The organism is Luteimonas pelagia (assembly GCF_054776035.1).
Window position 1 is genome coordinate 746,779 of record NZ_BAAHCG010000002.1, and the last position, 18,851, is coordinate 765,629.

Sequence of the window (18,851 nt, forward strand, 5' to 3'; positions counted from 1 at the left end):
GGCGCGCTTCATCCCCCCGGACCCGGCCATGCTCCGCATCCAGGCTGAAGCGCTCACCTACGACGACGTTTCCCTCGTCCCCGCGCACTCCACGGTGCTGCCCAAGGACGTCTCGCTCTCGACCCGCCTGACGCGCGGCCTGCGCCTCAACCTGCCGATCCTCTCGGCCGCGATGGACACCGTCACCGAGGCCCGCCTCGCGATCGCGATGGCGCAGCTCGGCGGCATCGGCATCATCCACAAGAACATGCCGCCTGACCGGCAGGCCGCCGAAGTGGCCACGGTCAAGACCTTCGAGGCGGGCGTCATCAAGTCGCCCTTCACCGTCGGCCCGGACACCACCATCGGCGAGGTGCTCCGCCTCACGCGGGCGCGCAACATCTCCGGCGTCCCGGTGGTCGACGGCAACGGCCAGCTCGTGGGCATCGTGACCAGTCGCGACATGCGCTTCGAGAAGAAGCTGGACGACCCGGTCCGCCACATCATGACCAAGAAGGACCGCCTGGTGACGGTGCGCGAGGGCGCGTCCGACGACGAGGTGCTGGACCTGCTGCACCGCCACCGCATCGAGAAGGTGCTGGTCGTCAACGACGCGTTCGCGCTGCGCGGCCTGATCACGGTCAAGGACATCCAGAAGAAGCAGGACAACCCGAACGCGGCGTACGACGCGGCCGAGCGGCTGCTGGTGGGCGCCGCGGTCGGCGTCGGCGGCGACACCGAGGCGCGCGTGGAGGCGCTCGTGGACGCGGGCGTGGACGTGGTGATCGTCGACACTGCGCACGGCCACTCGCAGGGCGTCATCGACCGCGTCGCCTGGGTCAAGAAGCACTACCCGGACCTGCAGGTCGTCGGCGGCAACATCGTTACCGGCGAGGCCGCGCTGGCGCTCGAGGGCGCGGGCGCGGACGCGGTGAAGGTCGGTGTCGGCCCAGGCTCGATCTGCACCACGCGCCCGGTGGCGGGCGTCGGCGTGCCGCAGGTCACCGCGGTCGCGATGGTCGCCGAGGCGCTGCAGGACCGCATCCCGCTGATCGCCGACGGCGGCATCCGCTTCTCCGGCGACATCGGCAAGGCGCTGGTCGCCGGCGCCAGCAGCATCATGATCGGTGGCCTGTTCGCGGGCACCGAGGAGTCGCCCGGCGAGACCGAGCTGTTCCAGGGGCGCAGCTACAAGAGCTACCGCGGCATGGGCTCGCTCGGCGCGATGGAGAAGGGCTCGAAGGACCGCTACTTCCAGGACGCCGCCGAGGCCGACAAGCTCGTGCCCGAGGGCATCGAAGGCCGCGTGCCTTACCGCGGACCGCTGTCGGGCGTGATCCACCAGCTCGCCGGCGGCCTGCGCGCGACCATGGGCTACGTCGGCTGCGCGACCGTCGAGGAGATGCGCACCAGGCCGAGCTTCGTGACCGTGACCGGCGCCGGCCAGCGCGAGAGCCACGTGCACGACGTGCAGATCACCAAGGAACCGCCGAATTACCGGATGGGGTAGGGGCCGCCCAGCGGCCGCACCCTGTCGTCCCGAGCGCAGCGAGGGACCTGCTTCAACCCACCGTGCCGCGACAAGCAGGTTCCTCGCTGCGCTCGGAACGACATGACGCCATGACCGACATCCACAGCGACAAGATCCTGATCCTCGACTTCGGCGCGCAGTACACGCAGCTGATCGCCCGCCGGATCCGCGAGATCGGCGTCTACTGCGAGATCTGGGCCTGGGACCACGATCCGGCGGAGATCGCGAAATTCGGCGCGAAGGGCATCGTCCTGTCGGGCGGGCCCGAGTCGACCACCGTGGCCGGCGCGCCGTTCGCGCCACAGGAAGTCTTCGACAGCGGTCTGCCGGTGCTCGGCATCTGCTACGGCATGCAGACGCTGGCCGCGCAGCTGGGCGGCGCGACCGAGGCCGCCGACGCGCGCGAGTTCGGCCATGCGGAAGTCGAGCTGGTGGCGCACGACGCGCTGCTCGGTGGCCTGAGCGACCATGGAGGCGCACCGAAGCTCGACGTGTGGATGAGCCATGGCGACCACGTGTCCGAGGCGCCGCCGGGGTTCACGGTCACCGCGCGCACCGACCGCATCCCCGTGGCCGCGATGGCGAACGAGGAAAAGGGCTGGTACGGCGTGCAGTTCCATCCTGAAGTGACGCACACGCTGCAGGGCCAGACGCTGCTGCGCCGCTTCGTCACCGGGATCTGTGGCTGCCGCACGTTGTGGACGGCCGCGCACATCATCGAGGACCAGGTCGCGCGCGTGCGCGAGCAGGTGGGCGACGACGAAGTCATCCTGGGGCTCTCCGGCGGGGTGGATTCCTCGGTCGTCGCGGCGCTGCTGCACAAGGCGATCGGCGACCAGCTGACCTGCGTGTTCGTCGATACCGGCCTGCTGCGCTGGCAGGAGGGCGACCAGGTGATGGCGATGTTCGCCGAGCACATGGGCGTCAAGGTGGTCCGGGTCGATGCGGCCGACCGCTACTTCGACGCGCTCGAGGGCGTGGCCGACCCGGAGGCCAAGCGCAAGATCATCGGCAACCTGTTCGTCGAGATCTTCGACGAGGAGGCCGGCAAGCTGCGCAGCGCCAAGTGGCTGGCGCAGGGCACGATCTATCCGGACGTGATCGAGTCGGCCGGCAGCAAGACCGGCAAGGCGCACGTCATCAAGAGCCACCACAACGTGGGCGGCCTGCCCGAGCACATGAAGCTCGGACTGGTCGAGCCGCTGCGCGAGCTGTTCAAGGACGAGGTGCGGCGCCTGGGCGTGGAACTCGGCCTGCCGGAGACGATGGTGTACCGCCATCCGTTCCCGGGGCCGGGCCTGGGCGTGCGCATCCTGGGCGAGGTCAAGCGCGAGTACGCCGAGTTGCTGGCGCGGGCGGACAACATCTTCATCGAGGAGCTGCGGCGCGCCGGGCTGTATGACAGGACGTCGCAGGCGTTCGCGGTGTTCCTGCCGGTGAAGTCGGTCGGCGTGGTGGGCGACGCGCGGGCCTACGAGTGGGTGGTGGCGCTGCGGGCGGTGGAGACGATCGATTTCATGACGGCGCATTGGGCGGAGTTGCCGTACAGCTTCCTCGCCCGGGTTTCTAACAGGATTATCAATGAGTTGCGTGGCATTTCTCGCGTCGTTTATGACATCAGCGGAAAGCCGCCGGCAACCATCGAGTGGGAGTGATGCACCTGTCGTCCCGAACGCAGTGAGGGACCTGCTGTTTGCGCTTCGGGCGCCGGACGGCGCAAGAGCGGATTCCTCACTGCGTTCGGAATGACAGGCGGGCGTTCGGAATGACAGGCGGGCGTTCGGAATTGCAGGCGGGCGTTCGGAATGACAGAGGGGCGTTCGGCATGACACCGGGTGGGGACGGGCCGATGGACGACGAACGCTGGATGCGGCATGCGCTCGGGCTCGCGGACCGGGCCGAGCACGAGGACGACGAGATCCCGGTCGGCGCCGTGCTGGTGTCGGCCGACGGGACGGTGCTGGGCGAGGGTTGGAACCGCAACATCGGCGACCGCGATCCGTCCGCGCACGCCGAGATCGTGGCGATGCGCCGCGCGGGGCAGGCGCTCGGGAACCACCGCCTGCTCGGCACCACCCTCTACGTGACGCTCGAGCCCTGCGCGATGTGCGCGATGGCGATGGTGCATGCGCGCGTCTCGCGCGTCGTGTTCGGCGCGCACGATCCGAAGACCGGCGCGGCGGGAAGCGTCTTCGACCTGCTGGCGGACCCCCGGCACAACCATCGCGTGGAGGTGGTCGGTGGCGTGCTCGGGAACGAGGCGGGCCAGCGGCTCACGGCGTACTTCCGCCGCAAGCGCGGTCGCCCCGCTGACTAGTCCGCCCGCTTCACGTGGCGCAGCAGCGCCCGGTCGCGGCCGTGGTCCATCTCGTCGTTGACCGCGTCCACAGCCAGCGCGGACTCCCGGGCCAGCATCAGGCTGGCGGCGAACATCGCCAGCACGCCGAGGACGGCCAGCGCGGTCGGCAACTGGCCGAGCCGGTAGCCGAGGAAGGCGTCGCCCGCGACCGTCAGGCTGGTGCCCACGAAGCAGCTGATCGCGATGTAGAGCAGCTGGCTGCCGCGCAGCACCATCAGGCTGCGGCGGCGCTGCAACACGAGGCGCTGCTCGAGCCACGTCCGCTCCTCTTCGGTGTCGGCCTCGGCCAGGTCCCGCAGCACCGCGCGGGCACGGTCGATGATGCGGCCCAGCCTGTTGTTCGCCGACAGCAGCAGCGACGCGGTCGCGGTCAGGAAGAACGCGGGCGCGAGCATCGCGGTCAGGATCGCGTAGTGGCTGAGGAGGGCGGCGGTGTTGGGCATGGGGCGTGATCGGTGCGGTCGTGGGCTGGGCTATGATGCGCGCGTTCCGCGCAGGCCGCGAGGCCAGTGGACGCGACGACTGGAATGCCGGGGAGGGCAGGGATGGCGGAATCGCGGCTGATCTGGATCGACCTGGAGATGACCGGGCTCGACACCACGCGTGACTCGATCCTCGAGATCGCCACGATCGTCACCGACGCCAACCTCGAGGTGCTCGCGGAGGGCCCAGAGCTGGCCATCGCGCACCCGCTCTCGAAGCTCGAGGCCATGGACGAGTGGAACCGCACGCAGCATTCGCGTTCCGGGCTTTGGCGCCGCGTCATCGAGGACGGCGTCCCGATGGCCGAAGCCGAGGCGCGCACGCTGGCGTTCCTGCGCGAGTGGGTGCCCGAGCGCGCCTCCCCGATGTGCGGCAACTCCATCTGCCAGGACCGGCGCTTCCTGCATCGGCAGATGCCGTCGCTGGAGGCGTACTTCCACTACCGGCAGATCGACGTGAGCACGCTGAAGGAACTGGCGCGCCGCTGGGCGCCGCGGGTGCTCGAAGGCGTCGGCAAGCAGGCGGCGCACACCGCGCTTTCCGACGTGCGGGACTCGATCGCCGAGCTCCGTCACTACCGCGGCTTCATGGGCGCGCTGGGCGGCCTCGACGACTGAGGGTCGCGCGGCGCATCACTCGGGGTCCGACTGCGGCCGGTGCTTCGACGACTCCGTGCCGATGCGGCGCGCACCGACGCGCCTGGGGCCTCCGGTGTTCGCCGGCACGAGTTCGAACTCGCCGGCCGCATCGTCCGCCACGTGGTGGTACATGTGCACGTCGCGCTGCGGGAACGGGATCGCGATGCCGCCCTTGTCGAATGCCTTCTTGATGCGCTCGGTCAGTTCGCACTTGGTGACGAACCAGTCGTCGTTGGCCGTATGGCAGCGGATGCCGAGGTTCACGCTGTTGTCGGCCAGTTCGTAGACCAGCACGTCGGGCGGCGGCTCGGCGAGGACGCGGCCGTCGGCCTTCATGATCTCCAGCGCGATGCCGCGCGCCGCGTCGATGTCGCTGCCGTAGCCGATGCCGACCACGAGGTTGATCCGGCGCATGACGTCCGGCGTCAGATTGATGATCGAGTCGCTGGTGATCAGGCTGTTCGGCAGCACGATCGTCTGGTTGTCCGCGCCACGCAGCCGGGTCTGGAAGATGCTGACGGACTCCACTTTCCCCGTCTCGCCGGCGATCGTCACGATGTCCCCGACGCGGAAGGGCTTCAGGCTCACCAGCATCACGCCGGAGGCGATGTTGGACAGCGAGTCCTTGAGCGCCAGGCCGACCGCGAGGCCGGCGGCGCCGAGCACCGCGATCATCGACGTCATCGGGACGCCCACGACCTGCAGCACGGCCAGCAGCAGCACCACCAGCAACGCGATGTAGGCGACCTTGCGCAGGAACTGGACCGCGATCGGCTCGACCTCCGCGCGGGTGAGGCCGCGCTCGGCGACCGCGGCGATCCACTTCGCCACCCGCAGGCCGACGAGCAGCAGCAACAGCGCCCCGAGCAGCTTCCCGCCCCACGCCACGCCCAGCGCCTTCCAGTCGATGCCCTCGAGGCTCGCGAGCCACTCCATGCAGGTCTCCTCTTGCCGTCGGCGGCCCGGGACCGCCGGAAAGAACACGCCCCGCGGGGGGCGGGGCGTCGGTTGTGTGCGTCAGCCTACTTCAGCGGGCGTGACCGGTGCGTTCCAGGTCATCCGGCCTTCGCCTTCGCCAGCTTCAGCCAGGTGTCCACGACGGTGTCGGGATTCAGCGATACCGATTCGATGCCCTGTTCCATCAGCCACAGGGCGAGGTCCGGGTGGTCGCTCGGACCCTGGCCGCAGATGCCGACGTACTTGCCCTTGGCGCGTGCGGTGGCGATCGCCATGGCCAGCAGCTTCTTGACCGCCGGGTCGCGCTCGTCGAACAGGTCCGCGACCAGGGCCGAGTCGCGGTCCAGGCCGAGCGTGAGCTGGGTGAGGTCGTTCGAACCGATCGAGAAGCCGTCGAACAGCTCGAGGAACTCCTCGGCCAGCAGCGCGTTGGACGGCAGCTCGCACATCATGATGATCTTCAGGCCGTCCTCGCCCTGGCGCAGGCCGTTGGCGGCCAGCACCTCGATCACGCGGCGACCCTCGTCGAGCGTGCGCACGAACGGGATCATGACCCACAGGTTGGACAGCCCCATCCCGTCGCGCACCTTGCGCACGGCGCGGCATTCGAGCGCGAAGGCTTCGCGGAACGACGGATCGACGTAGCGGCTGGCGCCGCGGAAGCCGATCATGGGGTTCTCCTCCTCCGGCTCGTAGCGGCTGCCACCGATGAGGTTCGCGTACTCGTTCGACTTGAAATCGGACAGGCGCACGATCACCGGGTTGGGGGCCACGGAGGCGGTGATGGTCGCGATGCCCTCCGCCAGGCGGTCCACGTAGAACTCGACCGGGCCGGCGTAGCCTGCGATGCGCGCGTCGATCTTCGCCTTCGTCGCCGCGTCCTGGCGGTCGTATTCCAGCAGTGCCTTGGGATGCACGCCGATGTGGCTGGCGATGATCATCTCCAGGCGGGCCAGGCCGATGCCCGCGTTCGGCAGCATGCCGAAGTCGAACGCGCGGTCCGGGTTGGCCACGTTCATCATGATCTTGAGCGGCGCGGGCGGCATGTTGCCGAGGTCGGTCGTGGTGCGCTCGAAGGGCAGGGCGCCGGCGTAGATGTAGCCGGTGTCGCCCTCGGCGCAGCTCACGGTGACCTCGGCGCCGTCCTTGATGGTGTCCAGCGCATTGCCGGTGCCGACGACGGCGGGGACGCCGAGCTCACGGGCGATGATCGCCGCGTGGCAGGTCCGGCCGCCGCGGTTGGTGACGATGGCGGCGGCGCGCTTCATCACCGGCTCCCAGTCCGGGTCGGTCATGTCGGCGACCAGCACGTCGCCGGCCTCGACCCTGGCCATGTCGTCCAGCGAGCGCACCACGCGCGCCTTGCCGCTGCCGATCTTCTGGCCGATGGCGCGGCCCTCGCACACCACGTCGCCGCGCCGGCCCAGTGTGTAGCGCTCGATCTGGGTCGCCTTGGCGCGCGACTTCACCGTCTCCGGGCGCGCCTGGAGGATGTAGAGCTTGCCGGTGTTCCCGTCCTTGCCCCACTCGATGTCCATCGGGCGGCCGTAGTGCTTCTCGATGACCAGCGCCTGGCGGGCGAGGGCGTGCACGTCCTCGTCGGTGATGGAGAAGCGGTTGCGCAGGTCGGCGGGCACGTCCTCGGTGCGCACGCGCTCGCCGGGCACGTCGGAATACACCATCCGCAACTGCTTGCTGCCGAGCGAGCGGCGCAGGATGGCAGGGCGGTCCTGCTCGAGCGTCGGCTTGTACACGTAGAACTCGTCGGGGTTGACCGCGCCCTGGACGACCATCTCGCCGAGGCCATGGCTGGCGGTGATGAACACCACCTCGCGGAAGCCCGACTCGGTGTCCAGCGTGAACAGCACGCCGGAAGCGCCGACATCGGAGCGCACCATCAGCTGCACGCCGGCGGACAGGAACACGTCCTCGTGCTTGAAGCCGTGGTGCACGCGGTAGGCGATCGCGCGGTCGTTGTAGAGGCTGGCGAACACCTCCTTGACCTTGTGGACCACGTCGTCCGCGCCGGTGACGTTGAGGAAGGTCTCCTGCTGGCCGGCGAAGCTGGCGTCGGGCAGGTCCTCGGCGGTCGCGGACGAGCGCACCGCGACCGCGACGTCGTCGGCGCCGGCCTGGCGGCAGAGTTCCGCGTAAGCGGACCGGATGTCCGCGTCGAGTTCCGGCTGGAGCGGCGCGTCGATGACCCAGCCGCGGATCTCCGCGCCGGCCGCGGTGAGCGCGGGGACGTCTTCCACGTCGAGCGAGCCCAGCCGGTCGTAGATGCGCTGGTGCAGGTCGTTGTGGGCGATGAAGGCCTTGAACGCGTCCGCGGTGGTCGCGAATCCACCGGGCACCGACACCCCGAGGTCGGCCAGCTGGCCGATCATCTCGCCGAGGGAGGCGTTCTTGCCGCCCACCTGGGCGAGGTCGTCCAGGCGCAGGTCCTGGAGCCAGAGGATGTTGGCGCTCAAGAGAAGCTCTCCATTGGGTCGCGGGCGGCGTGCCCGGGGCGTTCGACCGGACGCGGCCGGCGCAAACCGCTATTTTAGCAACCCCGCCCGAAAGGGTGTCCGCCGCGAGACGCCTCATGACGACCCGCCCCGTCTACTACGTGTCCGACGGCACGGGGATCACCGCGGAGACCATCGGCCACAGCGTCCTGACGCAGTTCGGGGGCACCCGCTTCGTCACCGACCGGATCCCGTTCGTCGACACCCCGGAGAAGGCGCGCGAGGCGGCGGTGGAGATCCGGCAGGGTGGCGAGCGGCACGGCGCCCGCCCGATCGTGATCAATTCCTGCGTGGACAGCGAGCTCAGCCGGATCCTGGCGGGCAGCGGGGCGCTGATGCTGGACGTCTTCGAGCCCTTCATCGCACCGATCGAGCAGGAACTCGGCTCCGCGCGGGAGCCCCGGGTCGGCAAGGCGCACGGCATCGCCGATTTCGACACGTACCACCAGCGCATCAACGCGATGAACTACGCGCTGACCCACGACGACGGCATCAGCGTGGACTATTCCGACGCCGACCTGATCCTCGTGGGCGTCTCCAGGGCGGGGAAGACCCCGACGTGCGTCTACCTTGCGCTCCACTACGGAATCCGCGCCGCGAACTACCCGCTGACGGACGACGACCTGGACGCCGACCGCCTGCCGCCGCGGCTGCGGGGCTGGCGCAACAAGCTGTTCGGCCTGACGATCGATCCGGAGCGACTGCACCAAATCCGCGAAGAGCGGCGCCCTGGCTCCGAGTACGCGCGGCTGGAGACCTGCCGCCGCGAGGTGGCCGCCGCCGAGGCCATGCTCGAGCGCGAACGCGTCCCCATCCTGAGCACGACCCATGCGTCGATCGAGGAGATCGCCAGCCGGGTGCTCGAGACGTTGGGCATCAACCGCGGAATGTTCTGAACGCGGGACGATCAGGCCCCCCATTTCAGGGCGCCGTTTCCAGGGACGTCGATACCCTCCCGGCGGGTGGCGTGGCGACGCGCGGGGATCCCCAACCTAGGCCCACCGGGCGGCGTCGTCAATCTGCTGCGGAAGCCGGCGCGCGTGTAGCATCGGGTCCATGACGCAGGCGCTTGCCGGCCCGAAGCTCCGTATTCCGCGCCTCAGCCGCTTCGGCTGGCTGATGGGGCTGTACGCCGAGAACCACCAGCGCCTGGTGCGCATGTTCGCGCCCGGAATGCTCGAGGTGGGCGCCCATGTCTCCAGCGTCGGCGACGGGCTGGACCTGCACCTGGACGTCCTGGCCCGGCACGCCTACACGCTGGAACTGCGCATGAGCTACGGGCTCGTCGACCCCCTCACCCTACAGCCGGACCCCTCCGCCTACCTTCGCCTGTACGGCGACGCCCGGCAGGTCGAGGCGACCCACTGCTACGTCGGCCGGCGCTGGCAGGACGTCATCGGCATGCACCCCGCGCCCGCCGCCGTGATCGGTCACCGGATGCGGATGAACACGTTCCTCGGCAAGTGGCTCGAGTACCTCGCCGAGCGCGGACATGGCGTGCGCACGCTCGCCAGGGCAGGCACGAGCGCGGACGTCGCATGAGCGTGCCGGGAATGCTTGACGGGCCGGCCGGCCGTCCCTAGACTTGCCGCCTTTCCAGCACGTGGGGCCATAGCTCAGCTGGGAGAGCGCTACAATGGCATTGTAGAGGTCGGCGGTTCGATCCCGCCTGGCTCCACCATCCCAACGCTGGATCGTTACCCTGCGTCCCCATCGTCTAGAGGCCTAGGACACCACCCTTTCACGGTGGCGACCGGGGTTCGAATCCCCGTGGGGACGCCATCCAAAAGAGAAGGCCCGGCAGTGCCGGGCCTTCGTCTTTTTCCGGCGGTCGTTTTTCGCGGATTGGCTACTCCGCGCCCGCCGCTTCGCCTTCCAGGTCGGCGATCAGGGCCTCCATCTCGTCGATCTCGCGACGCTGCGCCTCGATGATCCCATCGGCCAGTTCGCGCACGCGTGGATCCCGGATCCGGGCGCGCTCACTGGTCAGGATGGCGATGGAGTGGTGGGGGACCATCGCGCGCATGTAGGACACGTCGTCCACCGTCGCCTGGCTGCGCACGAGCCACAGTGCGGCTGCGAACACGACCACGGCCGAGGCGACGACGATCGCGTTCTTCCTGCGGTCGTCGTACATCTTGAGCATGAAGAGCAGCATCACGACGGACATGCCCGCGCCCATGATCAGCGCCATGTAGGCCCGTGTCTTACTGAAGAACACGTGCCCCGCCTCGTACGTGTGCAGGTACATGAGGCAGAACATGACCACCGTCGACGTGGCGATCATGCCCAGGAACCGTCCATACTTGCCCATGGTGCTTCCTCCTGAGCGGCCGTAATCGGCGGTCAGGCTTATCGGCCGCGGCGTGACCAGACCGTCGTGGACCCGTCATGGGCCACAAGGAGCACCTCGTAGGGCTGCGTCCGGCCATCCGGGACTTCCATGCCGGGCGAGCCGAGCGGCATGCCCGGCACGGTGAGCCCGCGAGCCTCCGGACGCTCGGCGAGCAGCCGGCGCACGTCCTCCGCCGGCACGTGGCCTTCGATGAAGTAGCCGCCGATTTCCGCCGTGTGGCACGACCCCATGCCCGGCGGGACACCGAGGCGTTCCTTCACCGGCCCCATGTCGCCGATCTCACGGACGTCGACGGGGAAGCCGTGCGCATGCATGTGCTCGACCCACAGGCCGCAGCAACCGCAACTCGGATTCTTGTGGACGACCAGCAGGGACGGATCCACCGCGATCGGCGCGTCGATCGTTTGCGGCGGTGCGGTGGGAGCGGCCCCTGCGACGGCCGTTGCATCGTCGGCGGGGACGACCTGCGATTCGTTCGCCGTCGTCCTTGGCGCCGGGGTCTGTGAAGCAGGGCCACCGTCCGGGGATTCGGCACAGGCGGACAGCGCGGGGAGGAAGGCCAGCGCGATGGCCAGGCTCAGGGTGCGCATCGGGATTCTCCTTGTTTCCGGACCGCGTCGGTTCGTCGGCGGTCGATGGTCAGTGTTCATGGTCGTGTCCGTCGCGGGCGTCGGCCGGGGCCTCGCCCTCCTGCGCCGGCGCCTGCCCCGGCATCGGCGCGGGATGGGTCTCGACCGTTCCGTCGGCATGCACATGCGTCACGCCCTCGGAAGCCTGCCCCGGGACCCGGTCGCCGTCCTCCGCGGCTGGCGCGTCGTGATGCGGATGTGCCCCGGATTCGCCGTCCCCGTGGGCGTGTCCGTCGCTCGACGACACCAGCGCCGCGTAACGGGTCTCGTCCATGCCGGGCAGCTCGCCGAGGAACGCGACCATGTTCCAGATGTACGCATCGTCCATGCTGCCGCCCCAGGCCGGCATGCCGGAGGCCTTGATCCCGTGCTTGATCACCCAGAACGCCTCGGCGGGATCGACCGCGTGCCGGGACAGGTTTGGCGGGGCGGGGTAGAGGCCCCTGCTCAGCTCCGTGGGAGCCATGCCCGGCGCGAGGTGGCATCCCGTGCACATCGCCGCGTAATTGCCCGCGCCCTGGCGCATCCGCTCCGCATCCGCCAGGTCGCCGGGCACGGCGATGCCGCGCGCATGCGCACGGATGGACCGCTCGCGCACAACATCCAGGACAGACGTCACGACGCCGGTGTGCGGCACGTCCGCGGCGACGTTGTAGAAGCCGCCGTATGCAAAGCCGGCCGCGGCCGCACCGAGGGCGGACACCACGGCGATCGCCGCGATCCAGGGGCGGGCCGCACCACGGCCCCGCGACTTGTTCAGAACCATGTCCGTACTCCGATGACGAACCGCGTGTCGTCGATGTCGTGCCCGTCCGCCCGTCGCAGGTCGGCGGTGCCGCCGAACGCGCGTTCGCGAACGACGCCGACGTAGGGCGCGAACCTGCGCGTGAACTCGTAGCGCAGTCGCAGGCCCGCCTCGACCGTGCCGAGCCCCTCACCGATCCCGCGCCGAGGATCGTCCTTGCCATGGAACTCGGCCTCCGCAACCCACTGCAGGATCAGCCGGTTGGTCAGCAGCGTGTCGTACTCCGCCTCCAGCACCGCGGCCGTCTGGCCGCCGCTGCCGAGATAGGCGGTGGCATCGACCTCGAACTTGTACGGCGCCAGGCCCGTGACGCCAATGGCCGCCCAGGTCTGCGACGGCGCGTCGCCGAAGTCATGGCGCACGCCGGCGAGCAGGTCCCACCACCGGGCGATCGCGCGGCCATGGAACACCTCGATGTCCGCTGATTCCACGCTGCCGCCGACGTGTTCGCCTTCGGTGCGCAGCCACAACCGGTTCGTGTCGGTCCCGACCCAGGCCAGGCCTTCCCAGCCGAACGCCGTGCCGTCGTCCTCGTCCCAGGCCTCGAGACGGTCGGCGAGCCAGAACGAATGGATCGCCTTGTCGTGCACCGCGTGGCCATGCACGTCGGGGAAGGCCGCCACCCGATCGGCCGATGAGACCGCCGGGATCGGTTCTCGGGGCGGCGCGTCGGCGGGCAGCGCTGCACCGTGCATCGAATGGTCCATCGAGGCATGGTCCATCGTCGCGTGGCCCTCATCGCCTGCGTCCGCGCCATGCCCCATGGTGGCGTGGTCGACCGGCGCTTCGTCGGTGGCCGCGGGCGCCCGATGCTCCTGGTGCTCCTGGTGCGCCTGGTGCGCCGAGTGCGGCTGTTGCTGTTGCGCCGGCGCCGGGTCCGCGTGCTCGTGCGCATCGTCCTCGTGCTGCGCATGCTGCGCGACGGCGATCGAAGGCAGGAGTACCAGCAGCGCGCCGGACACCGACACGGAAAGGCGGCCCTTGCGGAGTTTCCGCGTCATCTTCATCGTGGTGTTCATTCGCGCACCTGCACTTCGCGGAACATGCCCGCCTCCATGTGATAGAGCAGATGGCAGTGATAGGCCCAGCGGCCCAGGGCATCGGCCCGGACGCGATAGCTCCGCCGGGTGCCCGGCGGCATGTCCACGGTGTGCTTGCGCACCTGGAAGTTGCCGTCCGCGTCCTCGACGTCGCTCCACATGCCATGGAGATGGATCGGGTGGGTCATCATCGTGTCGTTCACCAGCACGATCCGCATGCGCTCCCCGTAGTTGAGGCGCAACGGCTCGGCATCGGAGAACCTGATGCCGTCGAACGACCAGGCGAAACGCTCCATGTGACCGGTGAGGTGCAGCTCGACCGTGCGGCCGGGTTCCCGGCCGTCCGGATCCGGGAACGCGCTGTGCAGGTCGGCGTAGGTCAGCACCTTCCGCCCGTTGCCGCGAAGGCCGACGCCCGGGTCGTCCAGGCGCGGGGCGGGTGACATCGCCTGCATGTCCACCAGCGGATTGCCCGATTCGCTCGCGGGGTGGGATGGCAGGCCGTTCCCGTGGCCGATGCCCGCCATCCCGCCATGGTCCATGCCCGCCATGTCGTGGCCCGAATGACCCATCGCGGCCATGTCGTGGCCGGCATGTCCCATCGCGCCCATGTCGTGTCCGCCGGCCATGTCGCCGTGCCCCATGTCGGCCATCGACAGGATCGGGCGCGGGTCGACCGCAGGAACGGGCGCGCGCAGTCCCGCGCGCGTGGCCAGCGTGCCGCTGACGAATCCGGTGCGCCCCATGTCCTGCGCGAAGATGGTGAAGGCATCCTGGCCCGCCGGCTCGACGATGACGTCGAAGGTTTCGGCCACCGCGATCCGGAACTCCTCGATCGACACGGGGTGCACGTACTGGCCGTCGACGGCGACCACGGTCATCTCCAGCCCGGGGATGCGCACGTCGAAGTACGTCATCGCCGAGCCGTTGATGAAGCGCAGGCGGACCTTCTCGCCGGGCCGGAACAGGCCGGTCCAGTTGCCCAGCGCGGTCGTGCCGTTCATCAGGTAGGTGTAGGTGTTGGCGTTGACGTCCGACAGGTCGGTCGGCGTCATGCGCATTTCGCCCCACATCTTCCGGTCCTCGAGCGTCGCCTCGAGGCCGCGCCGGTCCACGTCGCGCATGAAGTCGCCGACCGTGCGCTTGGAAAGGTTGTCGTAGTCCGACATCTTCTTCAGGCGCGCGAAGAGGGCGGCCGGGTCGAGGTCCGTCCAGTCCGTCAGCAGCACGACGTAGTCGCGGTCGTAGGCGAACGGCTCCGGCTCGAGCGGGTCGATGACCAGCGCACCGTACAGGCCTGCCTGCTCCTGGAACGCCGAGTGGCTGTGGTACCAGTAGGTGCCGCCCTGGCGCACGTCGAACCGGTACTGGTACGCCTCGCCGCGGGCGATGCCGTCGAAGCTCAGTCCGGGCACCCCGTCCATGTTCGCGGGCAGCAGGATCCCGTGCCAGTGGATGGACGTCGAATGCCCGTGGATCGATCCGGCGGGCAGCGCGTTGGCGACGCGAAGGTTGACCGTCGTGCCTTCGCGCCAGCGGAGGACGGGGGCGGGCAGCGAGCCGTTGACCGTGATCGCCGGTCGTACCTTGCCCGTGAAGTCGACCAGCGTTTCACCGATCGACAGGTCGAACTCGGTCCCGGCGAGTGTGGCGGGGTTGCCGATCGCGGGGTTCGCGCCGGCCAGCCTGGGCCAGGCACCCAGGGATGCGATGGCGCCGCCGGCCGCGAGGCCCTGGACGAAACGGCGCCTTGAAAGCAGCTGCGGCGCCTGGCCGCGGCCGTGGTGGCGGAATGTCATCGGTGACTCCACGTGCAGCGTGGATTCCGCGTGCGCGAAATCGGTCTGGATGGCCGCGATCGTCGCGGCGCTCGATGGCGCATCGTGCGCCCGGGCGACGCTCAGCCGATCGGTGGCCTGGTCGGCCTCGCGGCCGGTGGCGACGGGTGCGCCGCCACGGGGGCCATCGCGTCGCAGCGGCCTTCGACGCCGGTCATGCAGGGCCCGGGCGCAAGGACGGCCGCGACCTGGACGCCGGGGCACGCGCCCTCGCACTCCGGGCCGTCGCAACACGACGGTGCCGCACCATCGGCCGGGACGCCGGCGGAATGGTCGGCGGTCGACCCCGAGGGCTCGCAATGGCCACCGTGGTCGCCGGCCCGGACCTCCGGGCTGTCTGCGATGCCATCGGCCTGGCTGTGTCCAGGCGTGGAATGGTGTGCGTGCGCGGCCGCCAACGCCGCACCCGGCCCGTTCAGGACCAGCGCGAGGCACAGCAGGAGGCGAAGCAGCGCTGCAACCGGGGTATGCATCGCGCCAAAGGGTAGCAGCGAACGGGCGCCCGGGACCGCGCCGCGGCGGCGCGGGCGGCCCCGAACGTTCACATCGGGCCCCTCTGGACATGACCGCATGCATCGTCGCCGTGCGTTGCACCGGAGGCACGAGGGCCGTGCTTTCCCGCGACCCGAGGAGTGTCCATGCTCGAGATCCAGGTGCGTCGCGCGAGCGTGGAGCGGAACACGCCGCGCACCGACCTCCGCACGGCTTTCGCGGCCGCCGGAGCCGGCATGGAACGGCCTGCGGGTGCCCGGGGCCACGTCGTGGTGGGCCTGTTCGAGCTGGCCGAATGGCGTGCCTGGCTGCCCGAGGCGCGCGCGCTCCTGGACCCGCCGGAGCGTCATCGCGTGTCGCGACGCCGCTTCCAGCACGACCGCGAGGCACTCGCGCTCTCCTATGCGTTGCACCGCCTCCTGCTGGGCCGTGTCCTGGCGTGCGACCCCCTGGACGTCCCGCTGCGGCGCGACGCGCGCGGCTGCCCGCGGATCGCGGCGACCGCCTGGACCACCAGCCTGAGCCACGCCGACGGCTGTTGCGCGGTGGCCGTGGCGTCCGCGGGCCCGGTCGGGATCGACATCGAACCGGCCGACAGGGCGTCCGTCATGCCGGGGATCGCCGAGCGGGTGTGCCACCCGGTGGATGCCGCGGAACTCGCCCCGCTCGTGCAGCCGGCGTGGAGCGCCGCCCTGCTGGCGCTCTGGGTCAGGAAGGAGGCGTTGCTCAAGGCCGCCGGCGTGGGGCTGGCGCGCGAAATGTCGTCGTTCCCGGCCCCGCGCGACGGTCGGCTGCCGTTGGTGGACCACGCCGGAACCTGGGCCCACGCAAGCATCCTGGACGCCGGCCCGCGGCACGTGGTGGCCGTGGCCGCGCCCCCCGGGCTGCCGGTCGTCTCCGGGTGGTGGCGGCCCGCGCGGGAAGTGCCACGCGCCCAACTGCACGACCCACCGTCGATCGGCCCATTCCAACCGGCCGGCATCCCCGGGGCCGCGGCCCGGGCATTCCTCCGTTCGCCCGAGTGGACAGACGACCGTCCGCGGGGCACATCGGTGGATCGCGCCGGGGACCGCTGATCGGGCAGCCGCAACGGGGGTGCGATGCGCATGCCACGGGCCAATCGGGGACCGAGCCCGGCGAGGGGCGACCCGGAAGGCCGGACGCGTGACCTCGCGCGAAGGGCCGGCCTGGACGTCGATCGATGAGCCTCGTCCTGGCGAGCCGGAAGAGCCGCGCACTGTGCCTGCTCTGGCTGGCGGAGCTGGTGATGCTCGTCCTGGCGCATGGCGTCGTTGCGTGGGTGCTTCCGCTCGATCCATCGGGCGGCGCGGCCGGGGCGCCGGCGTTCTCCACGACGAGCGCCTTCGCGGCAGCCATTGTCGCCACGATGTCGATGGCGGCGCTCGGCCTTTACCAGGTGCATGTGCGCCACAGCCGGCGGGAACTCGCCGTGCGCCTCGTGCTGGCGTTCGCCTTCGCCGGCTTCATGCTGGCATTGCTTGGCGGGTGGCTCCCGCGTTCCTCGGCCGCCCCCGGGGCGGGCGGGCTCGTCGCGACGCTCGCGTTGGGCCTGGTGGGCGTGGCCACCCTGCGGGCCGTGCTGCACCACGTCATCCGGACCGACGTCTTCAGGCGCCGCGTGCTGGTCCTGGGCGCGGGCGCGAATGCCGACCTGATCAACACGCGGCTGCGCCGCGAGTCGGACCGGCACGCGATCACCGTGGTTGGATTCGTCCCGTTGCCGGGCCAGCCCGTGCATGTCCCGGACTCGATGCTGCTGCGGACGGATTTCGCCCTGCCCGAACTGGCCGAATGGCTGCATGTGTTCGAGATCGTGATCGCGCCCGACGAGCGGCGCGGCGCGCTGCCGATGCAGGACATGCTCACCTGCGCGCAGCGCGGGATCTCGATGACTTCGCTGTCGACGTTCTTCGAGCGCGAGGCGGGGATGGTGAAACTGGACGTCGCGGATCCCTCGTGGCTGGCCTTTTCAGGGGGCTTCGACCACTCGGTGCCGCGGCGTCTGGTCAAGCGCTTCTTCGACCTGGTCGCGGCGACCGTGCTGCTGGTGGTGGCCCTGCCGGTCATGCTCGTGGTGACGGCCTGCATCGCGCTGGAATCCGGTCGGCCCATCCTCTACCGGCAGACCCGGGTGGGGGAGAACGGACGCGGGTTCGAACTCGTGAAGTTCCGGAGCATGCGCGCGGACGCCGAAGCCGATGGCGTGGCCCGGTGGGCGAGTCGCGAGGACGACCGCAGCACGCGGTTCGGCCGGTTCCTGCGCGCGACCCGCCTGGACGAACTGCCCCAGGTCTTCAACGTGCTGCGGGGGCACATGAGCTTCGTCGGGCCCCGCCCGGAACGCCCCCAGTTCGTGGACATGCTGAGCCGAGAAGTGCGCTACTACGACGTCCGCCACTGCGTGAAACCCGGGATCACCGGCTGGGCACAGCTCCGCTACCCGTACGGGGCCTCCGTGCACGACGCCGAGGAGAAGCTCACGTTCGACCTGTTCTACGTCAAGAACCACGGCCTGGTGCTTGACCTCCTGATCCTGCTCCAGACGGTCGAGGTCGTGCTGTTCCGGCGGGGCGCGCGGTGAACTTGCGCCAGGCGTTCAGCCCGGCATGACGTCCAGCCAGCCACGCGACGCCAGCAGCACCAGCAGGACGACGAACACGATCGCGAGACCGAGCGTCGAACGGGCGGCGCGGCGGACCGGGTTGCCCGCGGCGGTCACCGCTGGAAGGTGGGACCTCGGCGGCACGCGGGAACCACCCGGGACGCCGTCACGACCGACGATGCCCCCGGGCATGCGGCCATGGCGGCGATGGAAACGATTGACCGCGGCATGCGCGGCGAAGAGCGAGCGGAGCGCGGCCTGCGAGTCCGGTGACGCGGTCGCGCCGCCGTTGCGGTCGGGATGCAATCGGGCGACCCGCCTGCGATAGGCGCGCTTGAACTCCTCGAGGCTGCAGTCGGGTGGCAAGCCCAGGTCGGCATACAGCAGCGAGAAGTCGGGGTCGTCCATCAGGCCCTCCCGGGAATCGCATCGTAACGCGTTGCCGCGATGCCGGCGGCCGCGGACGCACGGGGTGACCTCGCGCGGGCGAGACGCATGCGCCCGGCGTGCCGCGTGCCCGGCAGTGGCCGTCCCGCCAGCGGCGTGGCGTTGTCCCGGGTCGTGGACGCGCGCGACTGCAGTCAAGCGGAGGGTGTGGACATGGGTGCGTC

18 protein-coding genes and 2 tRNA genes are annotated in these 18,851 nt (G+C 70.1%); 10 read left to right on the forward strand and 10 right to left on the reverse strand.

The genetic code is table 11. The annotated features are described in order from the left end of the window. The first annotated feature begins 28 nt into the window (after positions 1–28). The 3 genes from guaB (at position 29) to tadA (ending at position 3,827) form a co-directional block, all read left to right on the forward strand. A complete protein-coding gene (gene guaB, locus ACYU7H_RS08745; protein ID WP_460813911.1) occupies positions 29–1,489 on the forward strand; it encodes an IMP dehydrogenase in 1,461 nt (486 codons plus the stop codon). Between the two features lie 110 nt (positions 1,490–1,599). Continuing rightward, positions 1,600–3,165, forward strand: a complete 1,566-nt coding sequence (guaA, locus tag ACYU7H_RS08750) for a glutamine-hydrolyzing GMP synthase (protein ID WP_460813912.1) — start codon at positions 1,600–1,602, stop codon at positions 3,163–3,165. Between the two features lie 170 nt (positions 3,166–3,335). Then, positions 3,336–3,827, forward strand: a complete 492-nt coding sequence (gene tadA, locus ACYU7H_RS08755) for a tRNA adenosine(34) deaminase TadA (protein ID WP_460813914.1) — start codon at positions 3,336–3,338, stop codon at positions 3,825–3,827. Here the strand turns inward: tadA and ACYU7H_RS08760 are convergent. Continuing rightward, entirely contained in the window at positions 3,824–4,312 is a 489-nt protein-coding gene (locus tag ACYU7H_RS08760; RefSeq protein WP_460813916.1) for a DUF2721 domain-containing protein, read from the reverse strand. The genes tadA and ACYU7H_RS08760 overlap by 4 nt on opposite strands. Before the next feature lie 102 nt (positions 4,313–4,414). Here ACYU7H_RS08760 and orn point away from each other — a divergent pair, with 102 nt between their 5' ends. Further along, positions 4,415–4,969 (forward strand): oligoribonuclease, encoded by a 555-nt coding sequence (orn, locus tag ACYU7H_RS08765; RefSeq protein WP_460813917.1) that lies wholly within the window; start codon positions 4,415–4,417, stop codon positions 4,967–4,969. 15 nt (positions 4,970–4,984) lie between these two features. On the opposite strand, the gene ACYU7H_RS08770 is transcribed toward orn, so the two are convergent. Both ACYU7H_RS08770 and ppsA read right to left on the reverse strand, forming a co-directional pair. Next, positions 4,985–5,926, reverse strand: a complete 942-nt coding sequence (locus ACYU7H_RS08770) for a mechanosensitive ion channel family protein (protein ID WP_460813919.1) — start codon at positions 5,924–5,926, stop codon at positions 4,985–4,987. Positions 5,927–6,045: 119 nt separating this feature from the next. Further along, positions 6,046–8,418, reverse strand: coding sequence for a phosphoenolpyruvate synthase (ppsA, locus tag ACYU7H_RS08775; RefSeq protein ID WP_460813920.1), 2,373 nt, complete (start codon positions 8,416–8,418; stop codon positions 6,046–6,048). Positions 8,419–8,534: 116 nt separating this feature from the next. On the opposite strand from ppsA, the gene ppsR reads away from it, so the two are divergent. The 4 genes from ppsR (at position 8,535) to ACYU7H_RS08795 (ending at position 10,239) form a co-directional block, all read left to right on the forward strand. Next, positions 8,535–9,353 (forward strand): posphoenolpyruvate synthetase regulatory kinase/phosphorylase PpsR, encoded by an 819-nt coding sequence (ppsR, locus tag ACYU7H_RS08780; protein ID WP_460813922.1) that lies wholly within the window; start codon positions 8,535–8,537, stop codon positions 9,351–9,353. Between the two features lie 160 nt (positions 9,354–9,513). Beyond that, positions 9,514–9,999 carry a DUF1249 domain-containing protein gene (locus tag ACYU7H_RS08785; protein WP_460813923.1) on the forward strand — a complete coding sequence of 162 codons (486 nt, stop codon included), beginning with the start codon at positions 9,514–9,516 and terminating at the stop codon, positions 9,997–9,999. 63 nt (positions 10,000–10,062) lie between these two features. Further along, positions 10,063–10,138 (forward strand) — tRNA-Ala (locus ACYU7H_RS08790). A 25-nt stretch (positions 10,139–10,163) separates the two neighbouring features. Beyond that, positions 10,164–10,239 (forward strand) — tRNA-Glu (locus ACYU7H_RS08795). A gap of 67 nt (positions 10,240–10,306) precedes the next feature. Here ACYU7H_RS08795 and ACYU7H_RS08800 read toward each other — a convergent pair. The 6 genes from ACYU7H_RS08800 to ACYU7H_RS08825 form a co-directional block, all read right to left on the reverse strand. Then, positions 10,307–10,771 carry a DUF305 domain-containing protein gene (locus ACYU7H_RS08800; protein WP_460813924.1) on the reverse strand — a complete coding sequence of 155 codons (465 nt, stop codon included), beginning with the start codon at positions 10,769–10,771 and terminating at the stop codon, positions 10,307–10,309. A gap of 38 nt (positions 10,772–10,809) precedes the next feature. Then, entirely contained in the window at positions 10,810–11,403 is a 594-nt protein-coding gene (locus ACYU7H_RS08805) for a DUF411 domain-containing protein (RefSeq protein ID WP_460813926.1), read from the reverse strand. Between the two features lie 49 nt (positions 11,404–11,452). Next, positions 11,453–12,208, reverse strand: a complete 756-nt coding sequence (locus tag ACYU7H_RS08810; RefSeq protein ID WP_460813927.1) for a c-type cytochrome — start codon at positions 12,206–12,208, stop codon at positions 11,453–11,455. Then, the gene (locus ACYU7H_RS08815; RefSeq protein ID WP_460813929.1) at positions 12,199–13,266 is read right to left on the reverse strand and encodes a copper resistance protein B; all 1,068 of its coding nucleotides are present in this window, start codon (positions 13,264–13,266) and stop codon (positions 12,199–12,201) included. The genes ACYU7H_RS08810 and ACYU7H_RS08815 overlap by 10 nt, the downstream gene beginning before the upstream one ends. Next, the gene (locus tag ACYU7H_RS08820; protein WP_460813930.1) at positions 13,263–15,086 is read right to left on the reverse strand and encodes a copper resistance system multicopper oxidase; all 1,824 of its coding nucleotides are present in this window, start codon (positions 15,084–15,086) and stop codon (positions 13,263–13,265) included. Before ACYU7H_RS08820 ends, ACYU7H_RS08815 begins: the two co-directional genes overlap by 4 nt. A 101-nt stretch (positions 15,087–15,187) precedes the next feature. Continuing rightward, positions 15,188–15,697 (reverse strand): CopL family metal-binding regulatory protein, encoded by a 510-nt coding sequence (locus ACYU7H_RS08825; protein ID WP_460813932.1) that lies wholly within the window; start codon positions 15,695–15,697, stop codon positions 15,188–15,190. A 66-nt stretch (positions 15,698–15,763) separates the two neighbouring features. On the opposite strand from ACYU7H_RS08825, the gene ACYU7H_RS08830 reads away from it, so the two are divergent. Together ACYU7H_RS08830 and ACYU7H_RS08835 are read left to right on the forward strand one after the other, a co-directional pair. After that, positions 15,764–16,693 carry a 4'-phosphopantetheinyl transferase family protein gene (locus ACYU7H_RS08830; RefSeq protein WP_460813933.1) on the forward strand — a complete coding sequence of 310 codons (930 nt, stop codon included), beginning with the start codon at positions 15,764–15,766 and terminating at the stop codon, positions 16,691–16,693. A 125-nt stretch (positions 16,694–16,818) separates the two neighbouring features. Next, positions 16,819–18,219 (forward strand): TIGR03013 family XrtA/PEP-CTERM system glycosyltransferase, encoded by a 1,401-nt coding sequence (locus ACYU7H_RS08835; protein WP_460813935.1) that lies wholly within the window; start codon positions 16,819–16,821, stop codon positions 18,217–18,219. A 15-nt stretch (positions 18,220–18,234) separates the two neighbouring features. Here ACYU7H_RS08835 and ACYU7H_RS08840 read toward each other — a convergent pair whose 3' ends face one another. Beyond that, a complete protein-coding gene (locus tag ACYU7H_RS08840) occupies positions 18,235–18,648 on the reverse strand; it encodes a J domain-containing protein (RefSeq protein ID WP_460813936.1) in 414 nt (137 codons plus the stop codon). Positions 18,649–18,851: the final 203 nt, after the last annotated feature.